Raw genomic sequence first — 25,027 nt, 5'->3', positions numbered from 1 at the left:
AAGTCTGTTTTCGATAAGATTAGCCGGAGGCTGACGGCTACCTTTGTGCGGTGGTAAAGCCGGCAGGCTGAAGGAGTTGTCCTGGTGCCGGACGGCTGCCGGAGGCCTCTGGAGCCAGGGGCTCCTTGCCGGGCAGGTCGGCAATGGCCTGTGCCGGATCATTGATCTTCCGAACGATTGAAACCCAAAATACCATGATGAAAAGATATTGCCTGGCGCTGGACCTGGTGGACGATCCCGTCCTGATTGCCGCCTACGAGCATTGGCACCAAAGAGAAAACGGCTGGCCCGAGATCCGGCAAAGCATCCTGGATGCCGGCATCGCCTCCATGGAAATCTACCGGACCGGCAACCGCCTCCTTATGGTGCTGGAAGCGAACGAGCACTTCTGTTTTAATAAAAAAGCCGCTATGGATGCTGCCAATCCCCGGGTGCGGCAGTGGGAAGAATTGATGGGGAAGTTCCAGCAGCCCCTGCCCTGGGCAAAACAAGGGGAGAAGTGGACGTTAATGGAAATGATCTTTCAACTGTAACCCATAAACAATAGCAACCAGGACAAAAGGATTCCTGCACCGGCTGTACGGAGCTTCCCTGCTCACACTGGTAATGGCGGCCGTGCCTGCGCAGGCGCCAACAAAAGTGGAAACCACTGCAAAACCACCGGAGGAGGTGCCGAAGCATGACCCGCCGGTAATGCGACCCGTAAATGCGGCGATCGGCGCAGCAGTAGCCTATGGAATGAATTTCATCTCCTTCAGCCATTGCGCCGAAAGTGCCGGCCACAGGGCAGCCGAGCCGGGGTTGTTCTCCATGCCTAACCGGTGCCCGCCCTGGGGAAAGATGTGCAGCGAGGCGGGAACGCCGGCCGCTTTCAGCGCCTGGTAATACACCACGCTGTTTAAAGGCGAGACCGCATTGTCGTCATGGGCGTGGAGCAGCAAAGCAGGAGGGGTTTCCTTGGTCACCCTGGTTTCGTTGGAATAGGTGTTGATTTGTTCCGCCGAAGGATGGGCGCCCAGCAGCCGGTCCCTGCTGCCTTTGTGAACAATGCCGTTCTTAAACGAGATGACGGGGGAAAGCAGGATCGAAAAAGCAGGTTTGTAGGGGAATGGATCCAGCGCATCGCCGATGGCGCTGACGTCTTCGGGGTGGGTGGCTAAGGTGGATGCGCCATGGCCGCCGGCGGAAGTGCCGAACACCCCGACCCGTTTGGGGTCGATGCCCCATTTGGCCGCGTTGGCATAGATCATCCGCATCGCCCGTTGAATATCCTGCAAGGGCGCCTTTTCCGGACTGACTAAATCCGGCGATGCCGGCAGCCGGTGCCAGACCACAAAGGCGTTGATGCCCATCGACTGGTAATACAGTGCCGCGGCTACCTTGGTAAAATTGGCCGTTAACCGCGGCGTTCAGAACAAAGAGCGCCAGGTAACCGCGGATTGTTTGAAGCGGGGGGATGACTTACAGAATTCCCTGCAGGCTGCCGCCTTTTTCCAGCAGGCGGTCCACCCGCTTTTCCACGGCGGGATCTTTCTCCAGCGGAGGGGCATGGTGGGGTTTTACCCGGGCGTCCAGCACCAGCGGCCCCCGGCAGCCCCAGTGCTTGTGGCGGGTAAACGCCGCCACTCCATGAATATCGTGGGAGGGGTTGCAACGGGTAAAGGCCACCCATAAAAAGTTATTGAGGGTCTGGCTGACAAACGAGCTGTCGTCGCACAGTACAATAAAGGGCGCCGATTCCAGGGCGGCCAGGTTTTCCTTTAACTGGTTGTCCAGCGCCGCCACTTCTTTTTCAGCGGCCTCGTACGATACAAAGGGCGCCGCCTGCAGCGCCACCACTCCCGGCAGGCACAGCTGCGGGTTGAAAAACTGTTGTAACTCCTTCAAGGCCTGCGGCACTTCGGTGCACAGTTCCCGCACCTTGGCGCCATAGGCGGCAAAAACCACTTTGCTGCCGCTGTTCAGGCCCGTTCCGGAATAATCCAGCGTGTCGAGCGTGGTGTGGGTATGGAAATGGATATCGCGGTCCAGGTGCAAGCGTTCCAGCAGGTAGCGGAAGAACGGCTCGATGTGGTGGGCCGACACCTGTTGTTCCTCGCCGGCGGTAATGAACAGGAATTTAGCCAGGCTGAGCTGCCCGGTACCCAGGACGTGGTTGGCGATGGTGAGCAACTCCGCCGGCTGCCGGGTGGGCATATAGGGCGTATACCGTTCGCTGCCCACCGCCAGCAGCAGGGGGTGCACCCCGGCGGCATCCACGGCGTTCACTTCTTTCAGTCCCGGGATCTCGTCTTTTAAGGCGTTGCCGGTGATCTCGTGGATCAGTGCCCCGAAGGAAGTGTCCTCCTGCGGCGGACGGCCCACTACGGTAAACGGCCAGATGGCATTCTGCCGGGCATAGACCTTATGCACCTTCATCAGCGGGAAGGGGTGCGTCAGGCTATAGTAGCCCAGGTGGTCGCCAAAGGGTCCTTCGGGCTTGTTTTCACCGGGATGCACCAGGCCGGTGATCACGAAGTCGGCATCGGCACTGAGGCAAAAGCCTTCTTCATAGAGGTAACGGAAGCGCCGCCCGCCCATCAGGCCGGCAAAGGTCAGTTCGCTGATGCCTTCGGGCAGCGGCATGACGGCCGACAGGGTGTGCGAAGGGGGACCGCCCACAAAGCAGCTTACCCTGAGCGGCTGTCCCTGTTGGGTCGCCTTGGATTGATGCACGCCGATACCGCGGTGCAATTGGTAGTGCAGGCCTATTTCCTTGTCGGGCACATAGTCGTTGCCGGTCAGCTGGATGCGGTACATGCCCAGGTTGGCTTTCATGATGCCCGGCTTGTCGACGTCCTCGGTATATACCTGCGGCAGCGTCACGAAGGCGCCGCCGTCCATGGGCCAGTGATGGATCAGGGGCAGGTCGGATATGCGGATCTGCTGGTGCAGGATGGGTTTTTCGGAGGGATTCTTCAGCGGCAGGGCTTTTAAAGCCGCCAGGCCCAGCGAGAAGTTGCGGACAGGGTGTTTGAGGGCCTGGACGGGGTCGCTGCGGTGCTCCAGCAGCCGCTGGACTTTCTCCAGCGTGTCGCGGAAGATGAATTTGCTGCGCTCCAGCGTTCCGAAAATATTGGAGGCCGCCCGGAACCGGGAACCTTTTACCCGCTCAAACAACAGGGCGGGGCCGCCTGCTTCGTGTACCCGCAGGTGGATGGCCGCCATTTCCAGGTGCGGGTCCACTTCTTCCTTGATGCGTACCAGGTGCCCATGTTTTTCCAGGTCAATCAGGCATTCCTCCATTGAACGATAACCCATAGCCAAACCAGATTGGGATTAAGTAGGAAAATAGTAATGTATCGCCGCAAAAGTAATGGCTGGAGAAATAAGGGTCTTTATTCATTTTCCGGCCTGGTCTCCTGGACCGGCGGCTAAATCCCCGTCCCAGGGGACCACCCGGGCCGGGGCTTTATTATGCGGCCAGTTTTTAGGGTAGGAAAAGGGAAGCGGTAAGCTCTTTTGCATCGGAAAAATCTAAATACTGCGAACAGTGCCGGCATCAACGCGCAGCAGCGCACCGCTGACATAATCGGCATAGGGGCTGGCAAGATAAACCACTGCGGCGGCCACTTCTTCCTGCCTGCCGAACCGGCCGGCGTCATTGGGAACCAGCTCCTTTACCGCAAGGCGTTCCATTTCCCCGAGCTCGGTTCCCCAACCTTTTTGAGGCGCTGCCTGGCGCAGCCATTGCTCCACACCTCCATTCATGATGGCGCCGGGCGCCACTACATTGGACGTAATGCCGGTGCCACTCAGCTGTCTTGCAAGAGATACGCTCAGATTATGGCGGGCGGCCAGGCTGGCATTGTAATGGGGCAGGTCATTAATAGGCTGTATCCCGAGGCCGCCGCCAATATTGATGACCCTTCCCCAACCCTGTGGTTTCATCGCCGGCACAATGCGCTGGATCATGCGTACATACGAGATCACGTTCACATTATAAACGTCCAGCCAGTCCTGGCAGGACGTGTTTGACCAGGAAGTATGTGCATAAAAGCCGGCATTGTTGACCAGGATGTCTACCGGGCCGCCGGCCAGGGCCAGCCGGGCTACATGGTCCGCCCCTTCATCGGTGGCGAGGTCCCCCAATGCAGCTTCCGAGGATCCGCCCGCTTCAATGATTTGCTGTACTACAGCATTGGTCCGATCTGCATTCCGTCCATGCACGATCACATGTACGCCTTCCGTTGCCAGCATAAGGGCAATAGCTGCTCCCAGGCCGGCACTGGAACCTGTGACCAGCGCGCGCTTGCCCGCTAATTTGTAATCCATGATAAGATGATTTATAGGTGAATATGTTTCGTTAAAGCCTCCCCCGGGAGGGCGCCTTTCCGTAAGCTTTCTTATAAGCGAATGAAAAATGAGACAGGTCTTCAAAACCAAGATCTAAATAGATCTCTGATGCCGTTTTACCTTTTTGGCCGATCAGGTAGTACGCCTCTTCCAGCCGCCGTTGGGTAAGCCACCGGCCGGCTGTAGTATTAAACGCCTTCTGGAAATCTCTTTTGAAGGTGGATAAACTGCGCCCCGTAAGAAAAGCCATGCGCTCCAGTCCCACGTTATACCGGTAATGTGTATTCATAAAGGACACGAGGTCTATTTTTCCGGGATCAGTAAAATCAAACAAGGCATGCCTGAGTACCGGGCGGGCCTGCAGCAACAGCAGTACCAGTTCTTTGGCTTTTAAAGCCACAAGCGCTTCTCCGTAAGCACCCGGTGGGTTGCCATAAGGGGCCAGGCTGTTTACATAACTTTCCAAAGATGCATTGGGCGGGAGCAGCTCAATATTCTTTCCAGGGTACGGCTTTTCCGAAGGCCCATACACTTCTGCCATCTCCCGGACGGTTCCCTGGTCGATATGTACCGCAACCGATTTGAATCCATGCTGCCCCGGGCGTTTTACATACTTGGTCAGCTGGTTTCTTCGGAAGAACCGGTAGTCCCCCGCCTTGAAAACATGGGTTTGATTGCCCGACCATACTTCCTGGATACCGGAGACGATATAGCTGAATATATGATCGGTAACAAAGGCTTCCCCTTCTTTAAACGCGCTGCCGTAATCATTGAAAAGAATGATGGGTTTTTGCAGGACCTGTATATCGTTACCGCTCGCCATCGCTCTCGATTTATAAGGCAAAGGTCGTTGATCCAATGAAAGCATTAATGGTTTAAACGGTCAATTTGGTTTGTTTAAAAGGCCAGGCTGGTCATTTGCAGCAGGGGCGGATCGGGAAAGGGTGCCGAAGCCAGCTCACTCCATCCCGCTTTCCTTTTTCTGCACGCTTTGCGGTTCTTTCCGCATCCGGGTCATGTATTCGGAAGGCAGCATATTGAATTTGACCTTGAACGCTTTAGCGAAATAAGTGGGGGTGGCAAAGCCGGTTGAGTAGGCGACCTGGGCGATGTTGAGGTGGCTCTTTTCCAGCAAAACGGCCGCCTTGTCGAGCTTCACCGAGCGAATATATTCCACCGGCTTCTGGCCCGTCAGCGCCAGCAGCTTGTTGTACAGCGAACTGCTGACGATCAGCTGAGGGTGGTGCGTCAGGGCTTTCTGCCAGCCTTCCTTGCCGTTGGCGGCTTCGTATACCTTGTAATGGGCTTTCAGGTTGTCCTTGAGGTAAAAGCGGAAATCCTCGTTGTCCTCCACCAGTAAAATGGCCGGAAGGGCGGTAGGCTCGGCGGAGGGCGGCGGCAGGTTTTCTGCCGGTTCAGGCAGGGCTTCCCGTTCGGCCTCTGCCAGGAAGGATACCGGTTCGGCAGTGGACAGGGGCGGTTCGGCCAGGGGCGTAAAGGGCAGGTGGATAGTAAAAGTGGCGCCCTTGCCTGGTTCGCTGTCTACCGCTATGGTGCCGCCGTGCAGGTGTACGAATTCCCGGGTAATGGACAGGCCGATGCCGCTGCCCTGGTTCAACACCGCGGCCGTACTATCCGCCTGGAAAAACCGATCGAAGATCTTTTGTTTTTTGTCTTCCGGGATGCCAATGCCGGTATCGCTGACCTTTACGGATACCCAGGTGCGCCCCGGGTCAGTTGCCGGGAGCAGCGGGTCCAGTGCAACGCGGATGGTGCCGCCAGTCAGGGTAAACTTAAAGGCATTGGACAGCAGGTTGAACAGGGTCCGTTCGAGCTTGTCGCGGTCGAAAGCCGTGTACAGCCGGTCCAGGGAGCTTTCAAACAGCAGGTGGATCTGTTTGCGTTCGGACAGGTCGCGGAACGAGTCGGTAACCTCCCGGGCAAAGGCCACCACCTCGCCTTCCGAGGGCTGCAGGTGCAGCTCGTGCTCTTCCATCGATGAAGAAGAACCGCAAATTATTAATATGCATGAAGGGGAGAAAAAGCCGGACTATGAATATGCAGCGTGGTGGGCAAATTCGGTAGCAGATCACATCAAGAAGAAACAATCCACGCATAAAGTAACACCCCGGGGGGGCACTCGCTTAAAATCTGGATGATAGATCCCGGTGTTGCCTTTCAGAAATTTGTTATCAGCACGGGCGGTTCACGATCCAGTTATCTCGGACCTCCGGAAAGCCGCTACCTGAAGCCCTGATTAAGATCGCTCAATCCTTAGGGATCAGGGGATGTCAGACTTCGGTGAACGCACCGTATAGCGCACCCCGATTAGCCGCATCTTGCTTTTAATTGAACTGCTGCTAAAATGCAAAAAGCCTGTAAGTGTTTGACTTACAGGCTTTTTAGTGGAGGTGACCGGAATCGAACCGGTGTCCAAACATATTCCCCAAAAGCTTTCTACATGCTTATTCCTGAATTAATTGTCGGGAAGGTGCCGGGACAGGACAAACCAACATCTTCCTTAGCTGAATGGTCTTAAGCAACGGTCACAGCCTTCCGTTGCAGCAGCTTTTACGAGGTTTGATTAAGCGGAGACTCCCCGAAAAGCTAAAGGGTGGTCTCGGCCATAATGGGTGCGCTAATTACTAATTAGGCAGCCATGGCGTAAGTAGATTCGCCATTTGAAGTTTGAATATTCAGATTATCGAGCTAATTATCCAACGCTCGGCATGCTTACACTTTCAAAGACCTATGCTGTCAAAACCAAGCACCCCCAATTGATGTTCCCTTTCGAGGATCTTGTCGGTTTCCCGACAGCTCCCGGCCCTTTTTATCGGAACCGGACAGCAAACTTAACGAACTATCACCAGAAATCCTGTAAAGGATTTAATAAAAAAAACTTTCCATCTTCTTAAAAGATTTCCGGCTGGCAGCCTGTTGGGCCCAGGCCGCCCTTCAAGCAAATGTTTGGAGGTTGCCGGGCTATGTACGATGAAGCCCTTCAGGCTTCTTCTTTTTAGCAGTTGCTTTTCGCCTGTTGGCAGGGGCGTTGCACGGCAGCAGGGGTATTGCCGGTTCCTAAAAACGCTTATCTTCCCCTTCCCGAGAAAAGATTTTACCAACAGCTCAACGCTATGGCCATGAAGAAAACACTACTTGCCCTTTTGCTCCTGGACGCCTTTTCCGCCTTTTCCCAAAAAATCGAAGACCCCGACCGGTACCGGGCATTTGATACGGTCACCATAGCGGCGCTGCGGCGGCAGCTCTACCGCCAAACACCCTTCGCCCTGCAGCAGGTGCGGCTGGCAAAATTGCAGGAAGCGCCGCGGCCCCTGCTGATGCACCACCTTTCCCGCCTGCCTCAGCTCAGCAGCATTTCCTCGGGCAGCGGCATCAACAAGCCCGCCCTCCGCGGCCTGTCGTTCAACCACATCCAGCTCTTCGCCCAGGGTACCCGGCTCGACAACCAGACCTGGGACGACCGGCACGACCTCGGCATTTCGGAAAACGGCTTCGACCGCGTGGAGATCGTCAGCGGCCCGGCAGCCCTGCTCTACGGCCCCAACGCCATGGGCGGCGCCCTGGTCTTTTCGGAACAACCCCCACCCGTAACCGAAAAGGCCAAAGGTTATGTACAGAACGCCTTTTTCGGCAACAGCATGGGCGGAAACGTGGCCGCCGGCGTCCGCAAGGGCTCGGAACATTTTTATTATTCCCTGAACGGCAGCGTGCAGGTCCATGCCAACTACGTGCAGGGACGCGAAGGGGAGGAGGACAAGCCCCTGGCCTTTAACTCGAAATACACCAGCGGCGCCCTGAAAGCCTTTGTCGGCACCCGCAGCGAAAAAGGGTTTCACCAGCTAACCTATAACGGTTACCAGCAGCTGTTGGGCATCATCGAGGACGAAAGCCTGGAGCTGGTGAACAATCCCAATATGAAGGAGGAGCGGGATTACGAAATGGAAGCGCCCTACCAGGACGTGATGACCCATGTGCTCAGCACCGAGCACCAGTTTGCCCTGGGCGGCTCGGCCCTGCTGGTCAACGCGGGCTACCAGTTCAACCGCCGCAAGGAGTTCGAGCCCGGCGCCACGCCCAAATCAAAATACCTGGGCGTGGGCCTCGACCTGTCCACCCTTACCGCCGACGTGCAGTTCCAGACGCCCAAACAACGGGCCGCCGGCCTGACGGTGGGCGTCCAGGGCTTTTACCAAAACAATGGCAACACGGGCAGCCGCATCCTGGTGCCCGACGCCCGCATCGGCACCACCGGCAGCTACCTGCTCGGCCAGTGGAATACCGCCCGCTGGAGCTTCCTGTCCGGCCTGCGGGTAGACCGGCACCACATGGAATTGCGAAAAACCCCGGCACCGGTGGCGGATACCCTGCACCCGGTCGTGCCACGGCCCGGCCAGCAGCTGGAGCGTTCGTTTACACCGGTATCCTTTTCACTGGGCACCGTTTATCACCTCAACTCCTCCTGGCGGTTGAAAGGGAACCTGGCCAACGGCTACAGCGCCCCCAACTATGCCCAGCTGGCTGCCTTTGGCGTGCACGAAGGCACCTATCGCTTCGAGGTGGGCGATAACCGCCTGGACCAGGAACGCAACCTGCAGGCCGACCTGTCGCTGCAATGGGAACGGCCGGGGGTGGCACTGTCGCTGAACGGCTACTGGAACGGCCTTCGGAATTATATCTACATTGCCCCGACGGCCGAAAGCGTAGGCAGGTTCCGCATTTACCGCTGGCGGCAACAGGATGCCCGGATAATGGGAGCCGAGGTAAGCCTGGAGCTGAAGCCGCGGCACCTGCCCTGGCTGGAAGGCTTTGTCACCGGGGGCTATATGCGGGGAAAACTGCAGGAAGGGGGCGGTGACCTGCCCTATACAGCACCGGCCAAGCTGCATACAGGCCTGACCTTTAAAAAGGAAAGCTGGGGCCACTGGCAACAGCTGTATGCCCGGGTGGAGCTCTTTGCCAACAGCCAACAGGACCGGGTAGCGGCCTTCGAGTCGTCCACGCCCGGGTTTGTGCTGACCGATCTTTTCGTGGGCGCCCTGCCGCCGATGGGCAAACACCAGCGCTGGAAGGTGACGGCCTTTTGCACCAACATTTTTGACATTGCTTATTACAACCACTTATCCCTGATCAAATCCATCGGCGTGCGGGAACCGGGCCGCAACCTGGGACTGCAATGGCGGTACGAATGGTAAGGCCCTAATTTGCAGGAACGAAATAAGGCCACCTGCGCCAGATAACCACGGCAAATGTTCGTCCCGGGACGGCCGACGGGAACAATGCAATTAAAACCAATTCCGTGAACCTGTTGCTTGGGTTTACGCACCAGTTGTAAGTCCCGGACGTTCCCCTGGCTATCGATGCTTCCGGCAGGGTGCCGGATTGGTTGCTCCGGCCCCTGTTCCGGCCACCTTAGTGGGTTACCAGGAACTTTTGCCGCTTTACCTGCCCCGACCCAAACAGGTTCAGGATGTAGAGGCCCGGCGGCAGGCCGGCGGTGGACAGGCGGGTCGTACCGCTGAAGAAGGTAGTATAAACCACCCGGCCGCCACCATCGGCGACCAGCAGGCGGTAAGGGACGGTGCTATAAGTATTCACCGTCAGCACCGAACCTTTGGGGGCCGGGTTGGGGTAGAGAAGCAACCGGGGCGTAGTAATGACCATTGTTTGTTCCTCTTCGGGCAGCTCCGCGGCAATGGGGGCCGCCGCCGCCTTCCCGCTGCCTTTAGGCGTCACTTTCATTTCTGCATAGGAGGCCCTGGCATTCCCGAACCTTACTTCGTCCACATACCATATTCGTTTGCGGGTCTCCGTGGTACCTTTCTTGTTCCAGTCACTTTTATAGATGCCGATCTTCCAGCGCCCGTAAGGCCCCTTGTACATGGTGGGGCCCCGGAAATCCATTTTTTTCTTACTGTTCATCCACAACTGGAAAATGCCGTTTTTGACGTCCTGGCGGAGGTGGATCACAAAGGTCACCCATTCGTCGTAGGGGATCTTTCCCAGGTCGTAGACCGTATAATAATGACCGCTGGCCGAGCGCCGCTGCACCTTCAGCCTTCCGTTCACGGTCCGAACCGTCATCATGGGCGTACCGTACTCCCCGCCCTGGTGCCATTGGTTGATGCTCTCGTCATCGTCGTCGGGCCGGTAATGGTCGGAAGGGAAATAAGCCGCGAAGGAATGCCAGGTTTCCTTCAGCCGGTACTTTTCGTCGAACAACACCTCCGCCCGGGTGCCGTCGCTGGCCATGGGGTCCTTATCGCGCAGCTCCCAGCGGCCGGCCCTGTCGCCCGCATAAGAGGGCTTGCCCACGATGGTGAACCCGTAATCGGTGGAGATCTGCAGGGTCTGGCCCGTGAATTTTTTCCCGCTTTCAAAATCTTCTGAGAAAAGGACCCCCGACGATTTTTTGGGGGCCGCCTGGGGCTGGGGGCAGGTACGGTGGGCGGCCCATAGGACCATCCACAGCAATAGAAAGGTACATCTTTTCATATGCATACTGGTTTTTTATAGGAACAACTGGTAGTTGCGCCATAAGGCCGGGGAAGCTTACGGAAGGGCGGAAGGCAGCACAGCTGCGGAAGTGTTTTTGGGAAAGGGCTGTTTCCAGACGGGGCCGGTGTACCAGGAGCCGGGGGCTATTCTGGCAGGCCCACCAGGCTCAGGGCTACAAGGTAGGAAAACTTTACATATAAATAATTGATCAGGTGATGGATGCGGCCCCTTTAAGACGGGGGGTAAATCATACAAAGAGGGGTTTCTAAGGGGAAATACGGATTCGTCCCCCTTTTTTATCGGTTTCTCCCCGCCCGCCCGGCGCCCTTGCCGCTAATTTGCTAACGGGTCCAACGAACCGGCCGCTAACGGCTGGGGGTAGAGGGACCCGGAAAACGATAAATCCGGTTGTATGATCTACCAAAATTGCTATGAGCTGTACGGCCCCGCCACCGGGGCGTTTCCCAGATGTCCCTGTTTCCCGTTTCACTTCTTTTCCGGGTAAGGACGACCCGCCACCAGGTGGAACCGTCTTTCCCCATCGCTCCGCAGGCCGGGTTCGGCATAGGCCGGCTATCGCCATCCGCATTGCCGGGTGTAAGGGGAGCTGCTGCCTTTGAAAAACACCCCGCACATCAAAACGCCGTCCCGCAACGAGCGCGGGAAGGCCTATTCCCCACAAAGAATACTTGCTTATATGAAAAGAGAAATCAGCAGCCTGCGGCCCCTGAGGGCGGCCGCCCCCTCCGCCGCCCGGCGCCTTTTCGGCGCACCGCTCCGAACCCTGGCGGCCCTGTTCCTGGCCGGCCTGGCGGTGACTTCCTGCGACAAGAACGCCCAGGAAGACGCCCAGGGAACGCCCTACAATCCCAACCTCCCCATCACCGTCAACAGCTTTACGTCCGACTCCGGCGGCATCCGCACCAAGGTGATGATCCAGGGCGCCAACTTCGGCTCCGACACCGCCCTGGTACGGGTCTACTTCATCGACAACGAGAAGGAACGCAAAGCCCCGATCGTGAACATGAACAGCGAAAACATTTACGTGCTGGTGCCCAAGCAGAACGGGGGCAACAACCGCATCAAGGTGAAGATCGGCAAGGACTCCGTCGTCACCACCAAAACCTTCAAGTACGTGGTGGCCCAGAGCCTTTCCAACGTGGTGGGACTGACGGGCGTGGCCGGCTCCGTCGACGGCTCGCTGGCCGATGGCCGCATCCAGCGCACCTTTGGCCTGGCCGCCCTGGGCAATGACGAGGTGATCTCCTTTGAAATGCTGAACCGCACCGTCCGCTACATCTCCATGAACGACAACAAGATCACCACCCTGCAAACGGGCTTCGGCGCCGGCCAGCCCGCCATGAACCAGCAGCGCAACCGCCTCTACGCCATTGAATATACCGCTCCGCATAAAGTGATCCAGTACAAAAAGGAAAACCTGTGGGCGCCGGAAGTGCTCTCCTCCGGCATTTACCGCACCAACGGCACCGCCGTGGCGGGCACCATCGTGGCCGCCGCCCTGGACGATACCGAGCAGTGGCTCTACTTCCGCGACCGCAACGGCGTGTTCGGCCGCCTGGAGCTGGCCAACCCCTCCAACGTGCAGGTGCTTAACGAAACCTGCGGCCCCGTGGGCGCGGCCGACTACAACTACATGGTATACAGCCCGGTGGACGACTGCTTCTTCTTCGGCGTACAAAACATCCACAACATTTACAAGGTGAGCAAGGACGGCCAGAACGTGCAGCTGTATGCCGGCTCCAGCCAGGGCACGGTGGACGGCCCCCGCCTGGAAGCCAAGTTCAACAGCCCGGGCGGCATGTCGGTGGACAGCGAAGGCAACCTCTACGTGATGGATACCAACAACAACACGGTGCGCAAGATCAACCGGGGCTCCGGCTACGTGTCCCGCATCGCCGGGGTGATCGGGGTGTTCGGCTTTACCAACGGCCTGCCCCTGGAATCGCAGATGAACTACCCCTACAGCATCTGCGCCGACGACCGCGACAACTACTTTATCGGTGAAAGCTGGGGCGTCACCCTGCGCAAGCTGGCCATCGAATAAAGAAGCGTTCCCCTTTGATCCCCAAAAGAATTTTTACCCAACACACATTCCCAAAATGAAAAAGTTACTCAACATATACCTGCTCCTGGCCTGCATCGCCCTGCTGCCCGGGGCCGTATGGGCGCAGGCCGGCGGCACGATCACCATCTCCGGCACGGTGATGGACGTCAACGGCAAAGAGATCGGCGGCGTCACCATCGCCCTGCAGGGCAGCGCCTCCAAAGCCACCACCTCCGACGAAGAAGGCCGTTTCCGCCTGCAAAACCTGCCCGCCAACTCGGTGGTCGTTTTCTCGCACGTGAATTTCAAACCCTACGAGCTGCCCGTCTTCGAGTCGAAGGACAAGCTGAAGGTGGCCATGGAGGTAAAGGTGAACGACCAGGAAGAAGTGGTGGTGGTGGGCCGCGGCACCCAGCGGAAAATTACCACCACGGGCGCCGTTACCTCCGTCAACGTCAAAGAGCTGCAACTGCCGGCTACTTCCGTGAGCAATATGCTGGGCGGCCGCGTGCCGGGCATCATCGCCGTTACCCGCAGCGGCGAACCCGGTAACGACTTCGCCGAGTTCTGGGTGCGCGGCATCAGCACCTTTGGCGCCTCTTCCGCCGCCCTCATCCTCATCGACGGGGTGGAAGGAAACCTCAACAACGTCGACCCTTCCGACATCGAAAGCTTCGCCATTCTCAAGGACGCTTCCGCCACCGCGGTCTACGGCGTCCGGGGCGCCAACGGCGTGGTGGTCATCACCACCAAGCGCGGCAAGGCCGGCTCGCTGAAGGTGAACTTCCGGGCCAACACCACCGTTTCCCAGGCCGGCCGCATGCCCGAGTACGTGGATGCCTACGAGTATGCGAAGCTGGCCAACGAGGCCCGTACCGGACGCGGCTTTGCGCCCGTGTATTCTCCCGTGGAGCTGGAGCTCTTCAAAACCGGCCTCGACCCCGACCTGTACCCCAACGTCAACTGGCGCGACGTGATCCTGAAAGACCGTGCCCGCTACGACCAGTACAACCTCAATATCTCCGGCGGCGGCACCAACGCCCGCTACTATATGAGTCTCGGTTACCTCAACAAGGAAGGCACCTTCAAGCAGGACAAGTCGGTGACCCAGTACGACGTCAATACCAATTATAAAAAGTACAATTTCCGGGCAAACGTGGACGTGGACCTGACCCGGACCACCAAGCTCTCCCTGCTGCTCGACGACGCCATCGTGATGCAGGGCGCCCCGGCCTTTGCTACGGACAACAGCTACCTGTGGTCCTCGCAGGCCAACATTACGCCGGTGAGCGTGCCGGTGCGGTTTTCCAACGGCCAGCTGGCGGCCTTCGGCCAGAACGGTACCGACCTGACGCCCTACTTCCTGCTGAACTATACCGGCTTCCGGAAAACCAATGCCAATACCGTTAATGCCAAATCCGCCCTGGAGCAGGACCTCAAATTCATTACGCCCGGCCTGACCGCACGGGGCCTATTCTCCTGGACCTACACCGGCTCCAACGACGCCACCCGGGCCGTGATCGGCGCCGAATCGTTCCGGGCCATGGGCCGCGCCAACGACGGCAGCCTGGTGACCATGCGCACGGTGAACAGCTCCACCCCGGGCTACGGCCAGACCGCCGGCATCAACCGCAGCATGTACATGGAAGCCCAGCTGAACTACAACCGCCGCTTTGCCGGCGTGCACAACGTTTCCGGCCTGGTGCATGCCTACCGCCAGGAAGACGTCACTTCCAACGTGGGGGCTTACGAGCTGCCCTACATGAGCATCATCCCGCTGCGCCTGCAGGCCGTGTCGGCCCGCGCCACCTATTCCTACAAGGATATTTACCTGGTGGAAGGCAACGTCGGCTATTCGGGTTCGGAAAACTTCAAGCCCGGCGAGCAGTACGGCCTGTTCCCCGCCCTCTCCCTGGGCTGGGTACCCACCCAGTACGGCTGGACCAGGGACCACCTGCCCTTCCTCAACCACTTCAAGGTGCGCGCCTCCTGGGGCCAGGTGGGCAACTCCCAGATCCGCAACAGCAGCAACCAGCTGGTACGCTTTCCCTTCCAGACCATCCTCTCCGGCGGCAGCAACGACTGGGGCGGCACCCTGTCGGAAACCAAGATCGGCACCGACGACCTGAAATGGCAGACCTCCACCAAGGAAAACCTGGGCCTGGAAATGAAGCTGTTCCGCAATGCCCTGGACCTGACGGTAGATTTCTTCCGCACCAAGGCCGAGGATATTTACCAGAGCCGCGTGTCCATTCCCGAAGAAGTGGGCGCTCCCCAAGTGCCCTGGGTGAACACCAGCTCCATGAAAAGCTGGGGCGCCGACGGTACCGTGGCCTACACGCAGGCCATCAAAAAGGATTTCAGCCTGACGCTGCGCAGCAACTTTACCTTTACCCGCAACCGCGTCACCCATTACGAGCAGACCGGCATCAACTTCCCCTACCAGTCCTTTACCGGCGTGCCCTGGGGCGTGCAGCGCGGACTGGTGGCCCTGGGCCTGTTTAAGGACGAGGCCGACATCGCCAGCAGCCCCCGCCAGACCTTCATGACCAACTACCTGCCCGGCGACATCAAGTACAAGGACGTCAACGGCGACGGCATCATCAATACCGACGACGTAGTGCCCCTGAACTATTCCAACGTCCCGCGAATCATCTACGGCTTTGCCGCGGCCCTGAACTACAAAAAGTGGTCGGCCAGCGCCCTGTTCAACCGCAATTCGCAGGTGAGCTACTTTTTGGGCGGCGCCGGCTACTATCCCTTCTCGGGCGGCGCTACCGGTAACGTGCTCAGCATCGTGGCCGATCCGGCCAACCGCTGGATCCCCGCCAGCGGATCGGTGAAGGAAGGGGCCGAGAACCCCAATGCCCGCTTCCCGCGGCTGACCTATGGCGATAACCCCAACAACAACCGGGCCTCCACCTTCTGGCTGGCCGATGCCTCCTTCCTGCGCCTGCAGAATGCCGAGATCAACTACCGCTGGGAATCGGACTGGCTGAAGCGCAAAGCCATCAGCGCCGTGACCATCAGCCTGCTCGGCGCCAACCTGGCCGTATGGGACAACGTAAAGCTGTGGGACCCCGAACAGGCTTCCGGCAACGGTGCCGCCTACCCGCTGCAAAAGACCTATACGCTCCAACTCTATGTAAACTTTAAATAACCGCAACGCATTACCGCCATGACTAGAAATAACCTGAAATCGGCATTCTTTGCTTCGCTGGCCGCCCTGGCGCTGGCAGTGGGAGGGAGCTCCTGCAAAAAAGAATACCTCAACGTGGACGAATACATTTACGATATGGTGAACCTGGATACGGTCTTTGCCAAACAGGAACGCCTGCGCCAGTACATCAACGGCATCGCCTCCTACCTGCCCGGTGAAAGCCGCCTGTGGACCAATAGCTGGGCGCCCTTCCAGGGAGCGTCGGACGAGAACTTCACCTCGTGGAACGACGACCGCCACGCCGGCATCAAGTTCCTGCTGGGAGAAATAACGCCCTACACGGCCAACACCTACTTCAACAACTACGGCACCTGGTACAAGGGCATCCGCAAGGCCAATACCGTGCTGGCCCGCATCGACGAATGCAAGGAGCTGTCGCTGACCCAGAAGCGCGAATACCTGGGCGAGATGTATTTTTTCCGCGGCTATTTTATGTACCTGCTGCTCCAGCAGTACGGCCCCGCCGTGATCCCTTCCGACGAACTGCTGGACCTGGGCGGCGATGCCGCATCCATGGTGCAGGAGCGAAGCACCTATGACGACTGCGTGGACTACGTGGTCAAAAACATGGAAAAGGCCTACACCTACCTGCCGGTATCCAAGGACGCGCTTTCCGAAGTGTACCGCCCCACCACGGGCGCCGCGCTGGCCGTGCTCTCCCGGGTGCTGCTGACCGCCGCCAGCCCTATGTACAACGGCAACCCTTCCTATGCCAACTGGAAGCGGTCGGATGGCAAACCGTTCATTTCCCAAACAGCCGACAACAGCAAATGGGGGAGGGCCGCCGCTGCCGCCAAACGGGTGATGGAAACCGGCCGCTACGAGTTGTATACCTACCCCTTCGACAAGGCGACGACCGACCCGCTGGCACCCAACGTGCCCACGGCCCCTTATCCCAACGGGGCCGGCGGTATCGACCCGTACCGTTCGTACAAATACAGCTTTATCGGCGAGGTGCCGGCCACTTCGAACCCCGAGGTGATCTGGTGCACAAGGGTGAACCCGGCCGCCGGCGATTCGCCGCTCTGGCTGTCGTCGCCTTCGCACATCGGCGGGGGCAACGGGTTGAACATCACCCAGGACCTGGTGGACGCCTATAAGATGAAGGACGGCCGCGACATCAACAACTCCAGCGCCGCCTTCCCGTACCCCGACGCTGCCAGCGCCTCCCTGACCATCGGCACCGCCAAGAACATCTCGGATGTGCAGCTGGTGGCCAACACCCCCCGGATGTACAACAACCGCGAGGCCCGCTTTTACGCCACCATCGGCTTCAACCACTCGTACTGGAAGGGCACTTCCTATACCGGCAGCACCGCCAACATCAAGAACGTGGAGATCACTTATTATTCCAACGGCAACACCGCCCCGGTGAATACCCGTCCCAACGACTACAACCATACCGGCTATACCGGCATCAAGTACAACCACTTTGCCGACAACATGTCGCAGACCGGCTCGGTGATGGCCAAGGTGTTCCCGGTCTTCCGCTATGCCGAGATCTTGTTGAATTATGCCGAAGCGCTGAACGAAATGAGCGGTGCGTATACCGACACGGTCTCCTCCATTACCGTCAGCCGGGACGTAGCGGAGATCGCCGCCGCCGTCAACCGGGTGCGCTTCCGGGCCGGACTTCCGGGCATGAGCGCCGAGGAGCTGGCCAGCCCCGCCACCATCCGGGCCGCCATCAAGGCGGAGCGTCGCGTGGAGTTTGCCCTCGAAGGCCGCCGCTACCACGACCTGCGTCGGTGGCTGGATGCGCCCGAGGCGTATTCCGTGCCGGTGACGGGCATGAACGTGGTAGCCACCAGCAGCCAGCGGCAGCAGTTCTTTACCCGCACCACCATCAGCAACGCCCTGACCCGCCGGAACTGGAGCTTTAAAATGTACTTCTGGCCTATTCCGAAAAACGCCCTGGACAAGAATTCCAAACTGGTGCAAAACCCCAGCTGGTAATCCTTATTTCATTCATTGTAACCTGATCAAACATGAAAGCAGTAACATATTTAGGCATCATCGGCCTGGCCCTTTCCCTTGGCGGCTGTGAAAAACTGGAAAGCCCGCTGGATTCGGAACAGTACCTCAAAAGCGTGTACCTCGTAGGCGCCAACCAGTCGAGCAACGAAGGAATGCAGGTGGTGAACCTGCCCTATAAATCCGGGGCCGGCGATACGGCGGCCACCTATATTTCCGTAGCCACGGGCGGCAGCCTGGTTATCGACCGCGACCTGACGGCCCAGGTGCAGGAAGCCGGGGGCGAGTCGGTGAAACAGTACAACAGCATGTACCTGTACAAACCCACCGACATCAAATACAGCCTGTTGAACAGCGCGTCGTATGCGATCCCCGATTTTACCGTGCCGCTCAAACGGGGCGCTACCTACGGCCGCCTGCCGATCGCGATCAAAACCGCCGGCCTGCACCCCGATTCATTGTACGCCCTGACCTTCAAGATCGGGTCCGTGTCCGATCCGGACTATATCGCCATCCGCAAAACCGACTCGGTGCTGCTGTTCTCGTTCCGCCTGTACAACGCTTATTCGGGCACCTACCAGGCAACGGGCCGGTTCTATACTTTTAACAATGCCGCCGTCAGGGATACCGCTTCCTTGTCGCTGGGCCGGACGATGAAGGCCATCAACCACAATACGGTGCGCTTCTTTCACCTGGCGACCACCGAAAGCATGGCCAACGTGGCCGCCGGCGGGGTAACGGCCACCGTGAATGCGGACAACAGCCTGACGGTCAGTCCCTGGGGCAGCCTGGTGCTCTCGGCCAGCGGCGGCACCTACGATGGAGCGACCGCCACCTTCACCATCTGGTACAATTACCAGGAGGGCAGCGTCACCAAGCAGTTTAAAGGACAGTTTACCAAAAGCGGCATATAGGGTCCCGCAACCAAAACGCAGCAGGCGGCTCCCCCGGGGCCGCCTGTCTTTTTGGGCCAAGTGGCGATTTAGCCCCCGTTTAATACCATTTAGCCCCGCTTTTGTTCCGTCTTCCCGCGTAATTTGCGCCTTCGTTCCGTACCTGCTATTTATTGACCATAACCTGATTTGCATTTTTATGAACTACCGTAACGCATTGCTGCTCCTGCTGGGCCTCAGCCCCCTGGCCCCCTTTGCCCAGGGCACTCAATGGGCGGGCGCCAAAAACAGCCGTCCGGCCGTGAAACAGGCCCGGGCCCCCTACAGCGCCTATCTGTTCGCCTATTTTACCGGCAACCGCAAGGAAGAAGAAGCGATCCGCTTTGCCCTGAGCCCCGACGGCTACAACTTCCGGGCCCTCAACGGCAACCGCCCGATCCTGTCTTCCGAAACCATCGCCTCCACCGGCGGCGTCCGCGACCCGCATATCATCCGGGGTGCCGACGGCAAGACGTTTTACATGGTGGCCACCGACATGGTCTCCGCCAACGGCTGGAGCTCCAACCGCGCCATGGTGCTGCTGAAAAGCACCGACCTTATTAACTGGACCTCCTCGGTGGTGAATATCCAGAAGAAATACCCCGGCCAGGAAGAACTCAAAAGAGTATGGGCGCCGCAGACCATTTTTGACGAACAGGCAGGCAAATACCTGGTCTACTTCTCCCTGCAGTACGGAAAGGACCCCGACAAAATTTATTACGCCTATGCCAACAAGGACTTTACCGACCTGGAAGGCGAGCCGAAGCAGTTGTTTCAAAGTCCCGATAATGCCGCCTGTATCGACGGCGATATTGTGAAAAAAGACGGGAAGTATTACCTGTTTTTCAAAACCGAAGACCGCCACCCGGGCATAAAGATCGCCGTGTCGGACCGGCTCACCGGCGGCTACACGATGCAAAGCCCCGATTACGTGCAGCAGACCAACCGGCCGGTGGAAGGCGCCGGCACCTTCCCGCTGAATGACGGCAGCGGCTATATCCTGATGTACGATATGTACACCAGCGGCCGTTATCAGTTTACCAAAACCAAGGACCTCAAAAACTTCCAGGTGGTCGACCAGGAGGTGAGCATGAACTTCCATCCCCGCCACGGTACGGTGATGCCCATCACCGCCGAAGAATCGGCCAGGCTGGTGCGCCAGTGGGGATCGGCCGCCGACGTGGCGCCCGCCGCCGCTGCCCCTGCCATTAAAAAAGGCAACGTTGCCTGGGATACGGCCGCCAAAAAACTGTTCCTGCCCGTGAAGCCCGGGACCAACCTGGCCTCCTTTGACCCCCAGTTCAGCACGGTGCCCGGCGTGGGCATGCGCCCCGCAGGCGCCCGCAACTTTGCCAAAGGCCCCGTGAATTACACCCTGGCCCTGGAAGGCCGGCAGGCGCAGACCTACGCGGTGACCGCCCAAGTGGCCCGCAACCCGGTGCTGGAAGGCTTTTATGCCGATCCCGATATCCTGTATTCCGAGAAAACCGGCCGCTTTTATATTTATCCCACCAGCGACGGCTTTACCGGCTGGTCGGGCACCTATTTTAAAGCCTTTTCCTCCGCCGACCTGGAAACATGGAAGGACGAAGGCGTGATCCTGGACCTGCCCAGGAACGTAAGCTGGGCCAACCGAAATGCCTGGGCCCCCTGCATCATCGAGAAGAAGATCGATGGCAAATACAAATATTTCTACTACTTCACCGCCGCCCAGAAGATCGGGGTGGCCGTGGCCGACGACCCGGCCGGTCCCTTCGTGGACTCGGGCAAACCCCTGGTGGATGCGCGGCCCGAGGGCGTATCCGGCGGCCAGCAGATCGATCCAGACGTATTCACCGATCCCCAAACCGGCAAAAGCTACCTGTACTGGGGCAACGGCTACATGGCAGGAGCGGAGTTGAACGACGATATGGTATCCCTGAAGGGGGGCACCACCAAAATACTGACCCCCGACGGCACGTTCCGCGAGGGTACGCATGTGCTGTACCGCAAGGGCACCTATTATTTCCTGTGGTCGGAGGACGACACCCGCAGCGAGAACTACAAGGTACGCTACGGCACCGCCTCGGGGCCGCTGGAAAAAATCAGCGTTCCGCCCAACAACCTGGTGGTTGCCAAAAACAAAGAAGCCGGCATTTATGCCACGGGTCATAATTCCACCATCCAGGTGCCGGGCCGCGACGAATGGTATATCGTGTACCACCGCTTCAACTATCCCAAGGGCATTACCATGGGCGACGCGGCCGGCTTCAACCGCGAGGTCTGCATCGACCGCATGGAGTTCAATGCCGACGGCAGCATCAGGCAGGTCATTCCCACCCATGAGGGCGTGAAGGCCGTGAAATAGATTTCGGATGTCGGATTTCGGATCCCCTTGACAGCAGAAAGTGTTTTACATTAAAAAATGCCTCCGTGATCCGGGGGCATTTTTGTTTCGTTTATCGATCATTTCCACAGAGGAAAGAACCCATCGATTGTCAAGGGGATCCGAAATCCTCTCGCCTGGGGCGAGACGACATCCGAAATCCCAATCTCTCCCTCTTTTATGCTAATTGTCCCCCTGTCGGTTGGCTTTTTCCGGGGTTAATTTGCCTTCTCAAAACACTTATACCCTTAAAACCCCGGTTCGCTGCTTATGAAAATGCTCCAAACCTCCGACTACGTTGTTTTTCTCACTTACTTCCTGATCGTGGCCCTGTACGGCTGGTGGGTGTACCGGCGCAAGAAAACAGAGCAGACCTCTACAAAAGACTATTTCCTGGCCGAAGGTTCTTTGACCTGGTGGGCCATCGGCGCCTCGCTGATCGCCTCCAACATCTCCGCCGAACAATTCATCGGCATGTCCGGCTCGGGCTTTAAAATGGGCCTGGCCATTGCTACCTATGAATGGATGGCCGCCATTACCTTAATTGCCGTCGCCCTGTTCTTTATCCCCGTATATTTAAAGAACAAGATCTATACGATGCCCCAGTTCCTCTCGCAGCGGTACAATTCCACCGTCTCCATGATCATGGCCGTGTTCTGGCTGCTGCTGTACGTGCTGGTGAATTTGACCTCCATCTTGTACCTGGGCGCCATCGCCATTTCCTCTATTTCGGGCATTAACCTCTTTGTATGTATGGCCATCCTGGCCATACCGGCGGTGTTCATTACCCTGGGAGGCATGAAAGTGATCGGGTATACGGATGTCATTCAAGTATTTTTCCTGATCCTGGGTGGTCTGGCCACGACTTACTTAGCCCTCAACCTGGTGGCGGAGCACAATGGCCAGAGCGGCGTACTGGCCGGCTTTGATTTATTACAGGAAAAAGCCGGCGACCACTTCCACATGATCCTCAGCCAGGGCGACGAGAACTACATGGACCTGCCCGGCCTGACCGTTTTATTGGGCGGCATGTGGATCGTGAACCTGAACTACTGGGGCTGTAACCAGTACATCACCCAGCGCGCCCTGGGCGCCGACCTGAAAACGGCCCGCGGCGGTTTGCTCTTTGCCGCTTTTTTGAAATTGCTGATGCCCCTGATCGTGGTGATCCCCGGCATTGCGGCCTACGTATTATTCAAGCAGGATGTGTTCGCTGCGCAGATGATGCAGGGAGGGGAGATCAACCCCGACAAAGCCTATCCCGTGCTGCTGAACCTCCTACCTGCCGGCCTGAAAGGCCTGGCCTTCGCCGCCCTCACCGCTGCCGTTGTGGCATCGCTGGCCGGTAAATGCAACTCCATCTCCACCATCTTTACCCTGGATATTTATAAAAAGAAAATCAATCCCGAAGCCGATGACAAGAAGCTGGTATGGATCGGCCGTGCGACCGTAGTAGTAGCCATGGTGCTGGCCCTGATTGTGGCCCCCTTCATGGGCATTGACAAAAAGGGTGGTTTCCAGTACATCCAGGAATACACCGGCTTTGTATCACCGGGCATCTTCGCCATGTTTATCCTGGGCTTTTTCTGGAAAAAGACCACTTCCAACGCGGCCATGTTTGCTACCATCGGCGGTTTCGGGATGTCGCTGGTGCTGAAATTCCTGCCGAAATTCCTGGATCTTTCGGGGCTCTTTTCCATGGGCTATTCGGTGCGCAATGCCGAAGGCGTTTACGAGATCCCCTTCCTGGACCGCATGGGTATTGTGTTCGTGCTGTGTATCGCCGGCATGTGGGTCATTAGCTTGGCCGAGTCCCGGCCCGGCCGCGAGCCCAAAGGTCTGGAGGTGGACACCCGCCTGTTCCGTCCCTCGCCTTCCTTTGCCGTAGGCTCGCTGATCATCTGCGGCATCCTGGCGGCCCTGTACACTATTTACTGGTAGCGGACCGCTGGTCCCTCCGAATTCTTTCTGTTCATACGCATCAATCAGTTGTTTAAGGCGCCTTGTTTCCACAAGGTGCTTTTTTAGTTCCCTACCCGGAAAATCAGGGGATATGCTTATTGCAGATAGGGCAATTGGAGCATAGATTTGCCCTCAGCCAGCCGGCTGCTGTTCTCCTGCACGAAATTATCCCTAATCATTCTTTCGTTTAATCCCAGGCATATGAAACCGTTTGCTTCCATTCTTTTGTTCCTGTTATTGGCCGCCTGCAGTTGCCGCACCCTTGTAGGGTTAAAGCCGGTTTATTTTTCTGCCGACAGTTCTGTTTTTGCGGACACCTTCTCCCGGGCACATTGGGTGATCTATCCGGGCGTGAAGGGACTCGCTTATCCTTGTGCGGAAATAGTAGAACTCCTCCCCGGGCAGGAGGTAACGGCCTTTGTGGCGGGACCGACCTTTTTCATGAGAGACGGAAGGGAGTTTCTGGTTTATCCCGGCGAGCATATTTTGGTTACCGAAAAGAATTATGTGCCGACGTTCGCCACCGCTTCGCAAAACAAGCTGCGCGACCGGGAACTGCTGGTATTGAAAACCTTCTTCGAGCGGGAGAAAAAACCGGGGTATCCCTTTTTGCCCAATTGCGGTTACCTGACCCTCCTGGGGATGGAGCAGGAATTGAAAGAGCAGGTGGCCGGTGCCGAAAGCGCTTCCCAACGGCTGTTGGATTCGCTCTGTACCGCTTACCAGGTGAGCCCGAAATTCAAAAAACTGACCAGGGATTATGCCCGCAACCGCTATGATTTGTCTGTCCTGGACCTGTATCTGACGTACCGCGATACCCTGCTGGCGCATGGGGCCTACCGGTATAAGCTGAAAGCGTTGCTGCCGGAAGTAAACCAGGTAAAGAAGGTCAGCCAGTTTAATAGAAATGTTCAAAATAACGCCAACGAGCTGCATGACTGGCTGTATGATTCGGGTATGCGCAATAGGGCGGAACAGGGCGGCTTTCAGGCGAGCTTTGACACGGTGGCGGCCACCTTCAAAGGTCCTGTTAGGGATTATTTGCTGAGCCGCCTCCTGTACCGGGCCAGCAATGCAGGAGTAGACATCTCTGCCCGCTACCGGAGGCGCTACCGCCGCTATTCCTACAACAGGGACTACCGAAAGATCATTGCCGGTTCTATCCGGCAGCAGCGGTCCCTTGCTAAAAACAGCCCTGTTCTGCCCAATGAGCTCCTGGCAGCGGACGGCAAAACTAAAAAAAGCCTGGAAGAAGTAATTTCCCGGCACAAAGGCAAATACGTATTGGTGGACCTGTGGGCCAGTTGGTGTTTGCCCTGCATCGAGGCCATGCCGGCCCTGCAGGAACTGAAAAAAAGATATCCTTCGGAAAAGATCGCGTTCCTGGGCCTATCGGTGGATAAATATGCCGCCCCCTGGCAGCGCCGCCTGTCGGACCTGCGTGCCGACAGCAGTACCAGTTATTTGCTGGTGAACCACCACAACGCCGCCCTGGCACGGCAGATCGGGCTGACCGCCATTCCCCGCTACCTGCTCTACGACCGCGAAGGAAAGATCATCCATGCCGATGCGCCCGGCCCCGGAGACCCTGAATTGCAGCAATTGCTGGATAAGCTGCTGTTGTAGTGGGCGTAAAACCTCTCCCCGGCCCCCGCAAG

The 25,027-nt window shown here is 57.9% G+C and carries 16 protein-coding genes, 1 other RNA gene and 1 pseudogene; 10 read left to right on the top strand and 8 right to left on the bottom strand.

Features of this window, described 5'->3' with window-relative positions; translation table 11 throughout:
- Positions 1-37: 37 nt before the first annotated feature.
- Positions 38-196 carry a hypothetical protein gene (locus V9K67_RS04670; RefSeq protein ID WP_336720435.1) on the bottom strand — a complete coding sequence of 53 codons (159 nt, stop codon included), beginning with the start codon at positions 194-196 and terminating at the stop codon, positions 38-40.
- Between V9K67_RS04670 and V9K67_RS04665 the strand changes: the two genes are divergently transcribed.
- Positions 195-533, top strand: a complete 339-nt coding sequence (locus V9K67_RS04665) for an L-rhamnose mutarotase (protein ID WP_336720433.1) — start codon at positions 195-197, stop codon at positions 531-533. The two genes, V9K67_RS04670 and V9K67_RS04665, sit on opposite strands and share 2 nt — an antisense overlap.
- A gap of 198 nt (positions 534-731) precedes the next feature.
- On the opposite strand, the gene V9K67_RS04660 is transcribed toward V9K67_RS04665, so the two are convergent.
- The 5 genes from V9K67_RS04660 to V9K67_RS04640 all read right to left on the bottom strand — a co-directional run bounded on the left by V9K67_RS04660 (position 732) and on the right by V9K67_RS04640 (position 6,331).
- Positions 732-1,352, bottom strand: a complete 621-nt coding sequence (locus tag V9K67_RS04660) for an alpha/beta hydrolase (protein ID WP_336720432.1) — start codon at positions 1,350-1,352, stop codon at positions 732-734.
- A 109-nt stretch (positions 1,353-1,461) separates the two neighbouring features.
- On the bottom strand, positions 1,462-3,300 hold the full coding sequence (locus V9K67_RS04655) for a UbiD family decarboxylase (RefSeq protein WP_336720431.1): 1,839 nt from the start codon (positions 3,298-3,300) through the stop codon (positions 1,462-1,464).
- 216 nt (positions 3,301-3,516) lie between these two features.
- The gene (locus tag V9K67_RS04650) at positions 3,517-4,314 is read right to left on the bottom strand and encodes an SDR family NAD(P)-dependent oxidoreductase (protein ID WP_336720430.1); all 798 of its coding nucleotides are present in this window, start codon (positions 4,312-4,314) and stop codon (positions 3,517-3,519) included.
- 31 nt (positions 4,315-4,345) lie between these two features.
- A complete protein-coding gene (locus V9K67_RS04645) occupies positions 4,346-5,203 on the bottom strand; it encodes an AraC family transcriptional regulator (RefSeq protein ID WP_336720429.1) in 858 nt (285 codons plus the stop codon).
- A gap of 90 nt (positions 5,204-5,293) precedes the next feature.
- Positions 5,294-6,331, bottom strand: coding sequence for a hybrid sensor histidine kinase/response regulator transcription factor (locus tag V9K67_RS04640; RefSeq protein WP_336720428.1), 1,038 nt, complete (start codon positions 6,329-6,331; stop codon positions 5,294-5,296).
- On the opposite strand from V9K67_RS04640, the pseudogene V9K67_RS27255 reads away from it, so the two are divergent.
- A pseudogene (locus V9K67_RS27255) lies at positions 6,234-6,592 on the top strand (hypothetical protein). The gene V9K67_RS04640 and the pseudogene V9K67_RS27255 sit on opposite strands and share 98 nt — an antisense overlap.
- A gap of 146 nt (positions 6,593-6,738) precedes the next feature.
- Here V9K67_RS27255 and ssrA read toward each other — a convergent pair.
- Positions 6,739-7,110, bottom strand: a transfer-messenger RNA (tmRNA) gene (gene ssrA / locus V9K67_RS04635).
- Between the two features lie 365 nt (positions 7,111-7,475).
- Between ssrA and V9K67_RS04630 the strand changes: the two genes are divergently transcribed.
- Positions 7,476-9,548: a TonB-dependent receptor plug domain-containing protein gene (locus tag V9K67_RS04630; RefSeq protein WP_336720427.1), complete on the top strand. Its 2,073-nt coding sequence runs from the start codon at positions 7,476-7,478 to the stop codon at positions 9,546-9,548.
- 217 nt (positions 9,549-9,765) lie between these two features.
- On the opposite strand, the gene V9K67_RS04625 is transcribed toward V9K67_RS04630, so the two are convergent.
- On the bottom strand, positions 9,766-10,848 hold the full coding sequence (locus V9K67_RS04625) for a heparin lyase I family protein (protein WP_336720426.1): 1,083 nt from the start codon (positions 10,846-10,848) through the stop codon (positions 9,766-9,768).
- 700 nt (positions 10,849-11,548) lie between these two features.
- On the opposite strand from V9K67_RS04625, the gene V9K67_RS04620 reads away from it, so the two are divergent.
- From V9K67_RS04620 to V9K67_RS04590, 7 genes are all read left to right on the top strand, one after another.
- Complete coding sequence (locus tag V9K67_RS04620) at positions 11,549-12,916, top strand: IPT/TIG domain-containing protein (RefSeq protein WP_336720425.1); 1,368 nt, start codon at positions 11,549-11,551, stop codon at positions 12,914-12,916.
- Positions 12,917-12,971: 55 nt separating this feature from the next.
- On the top strand, positions 12,972-16,076 hold the full coding sequence (locus tag V9K67_RS04615; RefSeq protein ID WP_336720424.1) for a SusC/RagA family TonB-linked outer membrane protein: 3,105 nt from the start codon (positions 12,972-12,974) through the stop codon (positions 16,074-16,076).
- 18 nt (positions 16,077-16,094) lie between these two features.
- On the top strand, positions 16,095-18,092 hold the full coding sequence (locus V9K67_RS04610) for a RagB/SusD family nutrient uptake outer membrane protein (protein WP_336720423.1): 1,998 nt from the start codon (positions 16,095-16,097) through the stop codon (positions 18,090-18,092).
- 32 nt (positions 18,093-18,124) lie between these two features.
- On the top strand, positions 18,125-19,024 hold the full coding sequence (locus V9K67_RS04605) for a BT_3044 domain-containing protein (RefSeq protein WP_336720422.1): 900 nt from the start codon (positions 18,125-18,127) through the stop codon (positions 19,022-19,024).
- 178 nt (positions 19,025-19,202) lie between these two features.
- Positions 19,203-21,389: a glycoside hydrolase family 43 protein gene (locus tag V9K67_RS04600; protein ID WP_336720420.1), complete on the top strand. Its 2,187-nt coding sequence runs from the start codon at positions 19,203-19,205 to the stop codon at positions 21,387-21,389.
- 288 nt (positions 21,390-21,677) lie between these two features.
- Positions 21,678-23,348: a sodium/sugar symporter gene (locus V9K67_RS04595; protein WP_336720419.1), complete on the top strand. Its 1,671-nt coding sequence runs from the start codon at positions 21,678-21,680 to the stop codon at positions 23,346-23,348.
- 222 nt (positions 23,349-23,570) lie between these two features.
- A complete protein-coding gene (locus V9K67_RS04590) occupies positions 23,571-24,995 on the top strand; it encodes a TlpA family protein disulfide reductase (protein WP_336720418.1) in 1,425 nt (474 codons plus the stop codon).
- Positions 24,996-25,027 lie beyond the last annotated feature (32 nt).

The organism is Huijunlia imazamoxiresistens, from assembly GCF_037132455.1.
Taxonomy (GTDB): Bacteria; Bacteroidota; Bacteroidia; order Chitinophagales; family Chitinophagaceae; genus Flavisolibacter; species Flavisolibacter imazamoxiresistens.
The sequence above is the reverse complement of the archived record's forward strand: the minus strand, read 5'-3'. Positions and strand labels throughout refer to the sequence as shown.

What these genes read in the sequence shown, in the direction of transcription:
- V9K67_RS04665 (WP_336720433.1), top strand. Translation starts at nt 195, where the DNA reads ATGATGAAAAGATATTGCCTGGCGCTGGACCTGGTGGACGATCCCGTC.
- V9K67_RS04670 (WP_336720435.1), bottom strand. Translation starts at nt 196, where the DNA reads ATGGTATTTTGGGTTTCAATCGTTCGGAAGATCAATGATCCGGCACAG.
- V9K67_RS04660 (WP_336720432.1), bottom strand. Translation starts at nt 1,352, where the DNA reads ATGGGCATCAACGCCTTTGTGGTCTGGCACCGGCTGCCGGCATCGCCG.
- V9K67_RS04655 (WP_336720431.1), bottom strand. Translation starts at nt 3,300, where the DNA reads ATGGGTTATCGTTCAATGGAGGAATGCCTGATTGACCTGGAAAAACAT.
- V9K67_RS04650 (WP_336720430.1), bottom strand. Translation starts at nt 4,314, where the DNA reads ATGGATTACAAATTAGCGGGCAAGCGCGCGCTGGTCACAGGTTCCAGT.
- V9K67_RS04645 (WP_336720429.1), bottom strand. Translation starts at nt 5,203, where the DNA reads ATGCTTTCATTGGATCAACGACCTTTGCCTTATAAATCGAGAGCGATG.
- V9K67_RS04640 (WP_336720428.1), bottom strand. Translation starts at nt 6,331, where the DNA reads ATGGAAGAGCACGAGCTGCACCTGCAGCCCTCGGAAGGCGAGGTGGTG.
- V9K67_RS04630 (WP_336720427.1), top strand. Translation starts at nt 7,476, where the DNA reads ATGAAGAAAACACTACTTGCCCTTTTGCTCCTGGACGCCTTTTCCGCC.
- V9K67_RS04625 (WP_336720426.1), bottom strand. Translation starts at nt 10,848, where the DNA reads ATGAAAAGATGTACCTTTCTATTGCTGTGGATGGTCCTATGGGCCGCC.
- V9K67_RS04620 (WP_336720425.1), top strand. Translation starts at nt 11,549, where the DNA reads ATGAAAAGAGAAATCAGCAGCCTGCGGCCCCTGAGGGCGGCCGCCCCC.
- V9K67_RS04615 (WP_336720424.1), top strand. Translation starts at nt 12,972, where the DNA reads ATGAAAAAGTTACTCAACATATACCTGCTCCTGGCCTGCATCGCCCTG.
- V9K67_RS04610 (WP_336720423.1), top strand. Translation starts at nt 16,095, where the DNA reads ATGACTAGAAATAACCTGAAATCGGCATTCTTTGCTTCGCTGGCCGCC.
- V9K67_RS04605 (WP_336720422.1), top strand. Translation starts at nt 18,125, where the DNA reads ATGAAAGCAGTAACATATTTAGGCATCATCGGCCTGGCCCTTTCCCTT.
- V9K67_RS04600 (WP_336720420.1), top strand. Translation starts at nt 19,203, where the DNA reads ATGAACTACCGTAACGCATTGCTGCTCCTGCTGGGCCTCAGCCCCCTG.
- V9K67_RS04595 (WP_336720419.1), top strand. Translation starts at nt 21,678, where the DNA reads ATGAAAATGCTCCAAACCTCCGACTACGTTGTTTTTCTCACTTACTTC.
- V9K67_RS04590 (WP_336720418.1), top strand. Translation starts at nt 23,571, where the DNA reads ATGAAACCGTTTGCTTCCATTCTTTTGTTCCTGTTATTGGCCGCCTGC.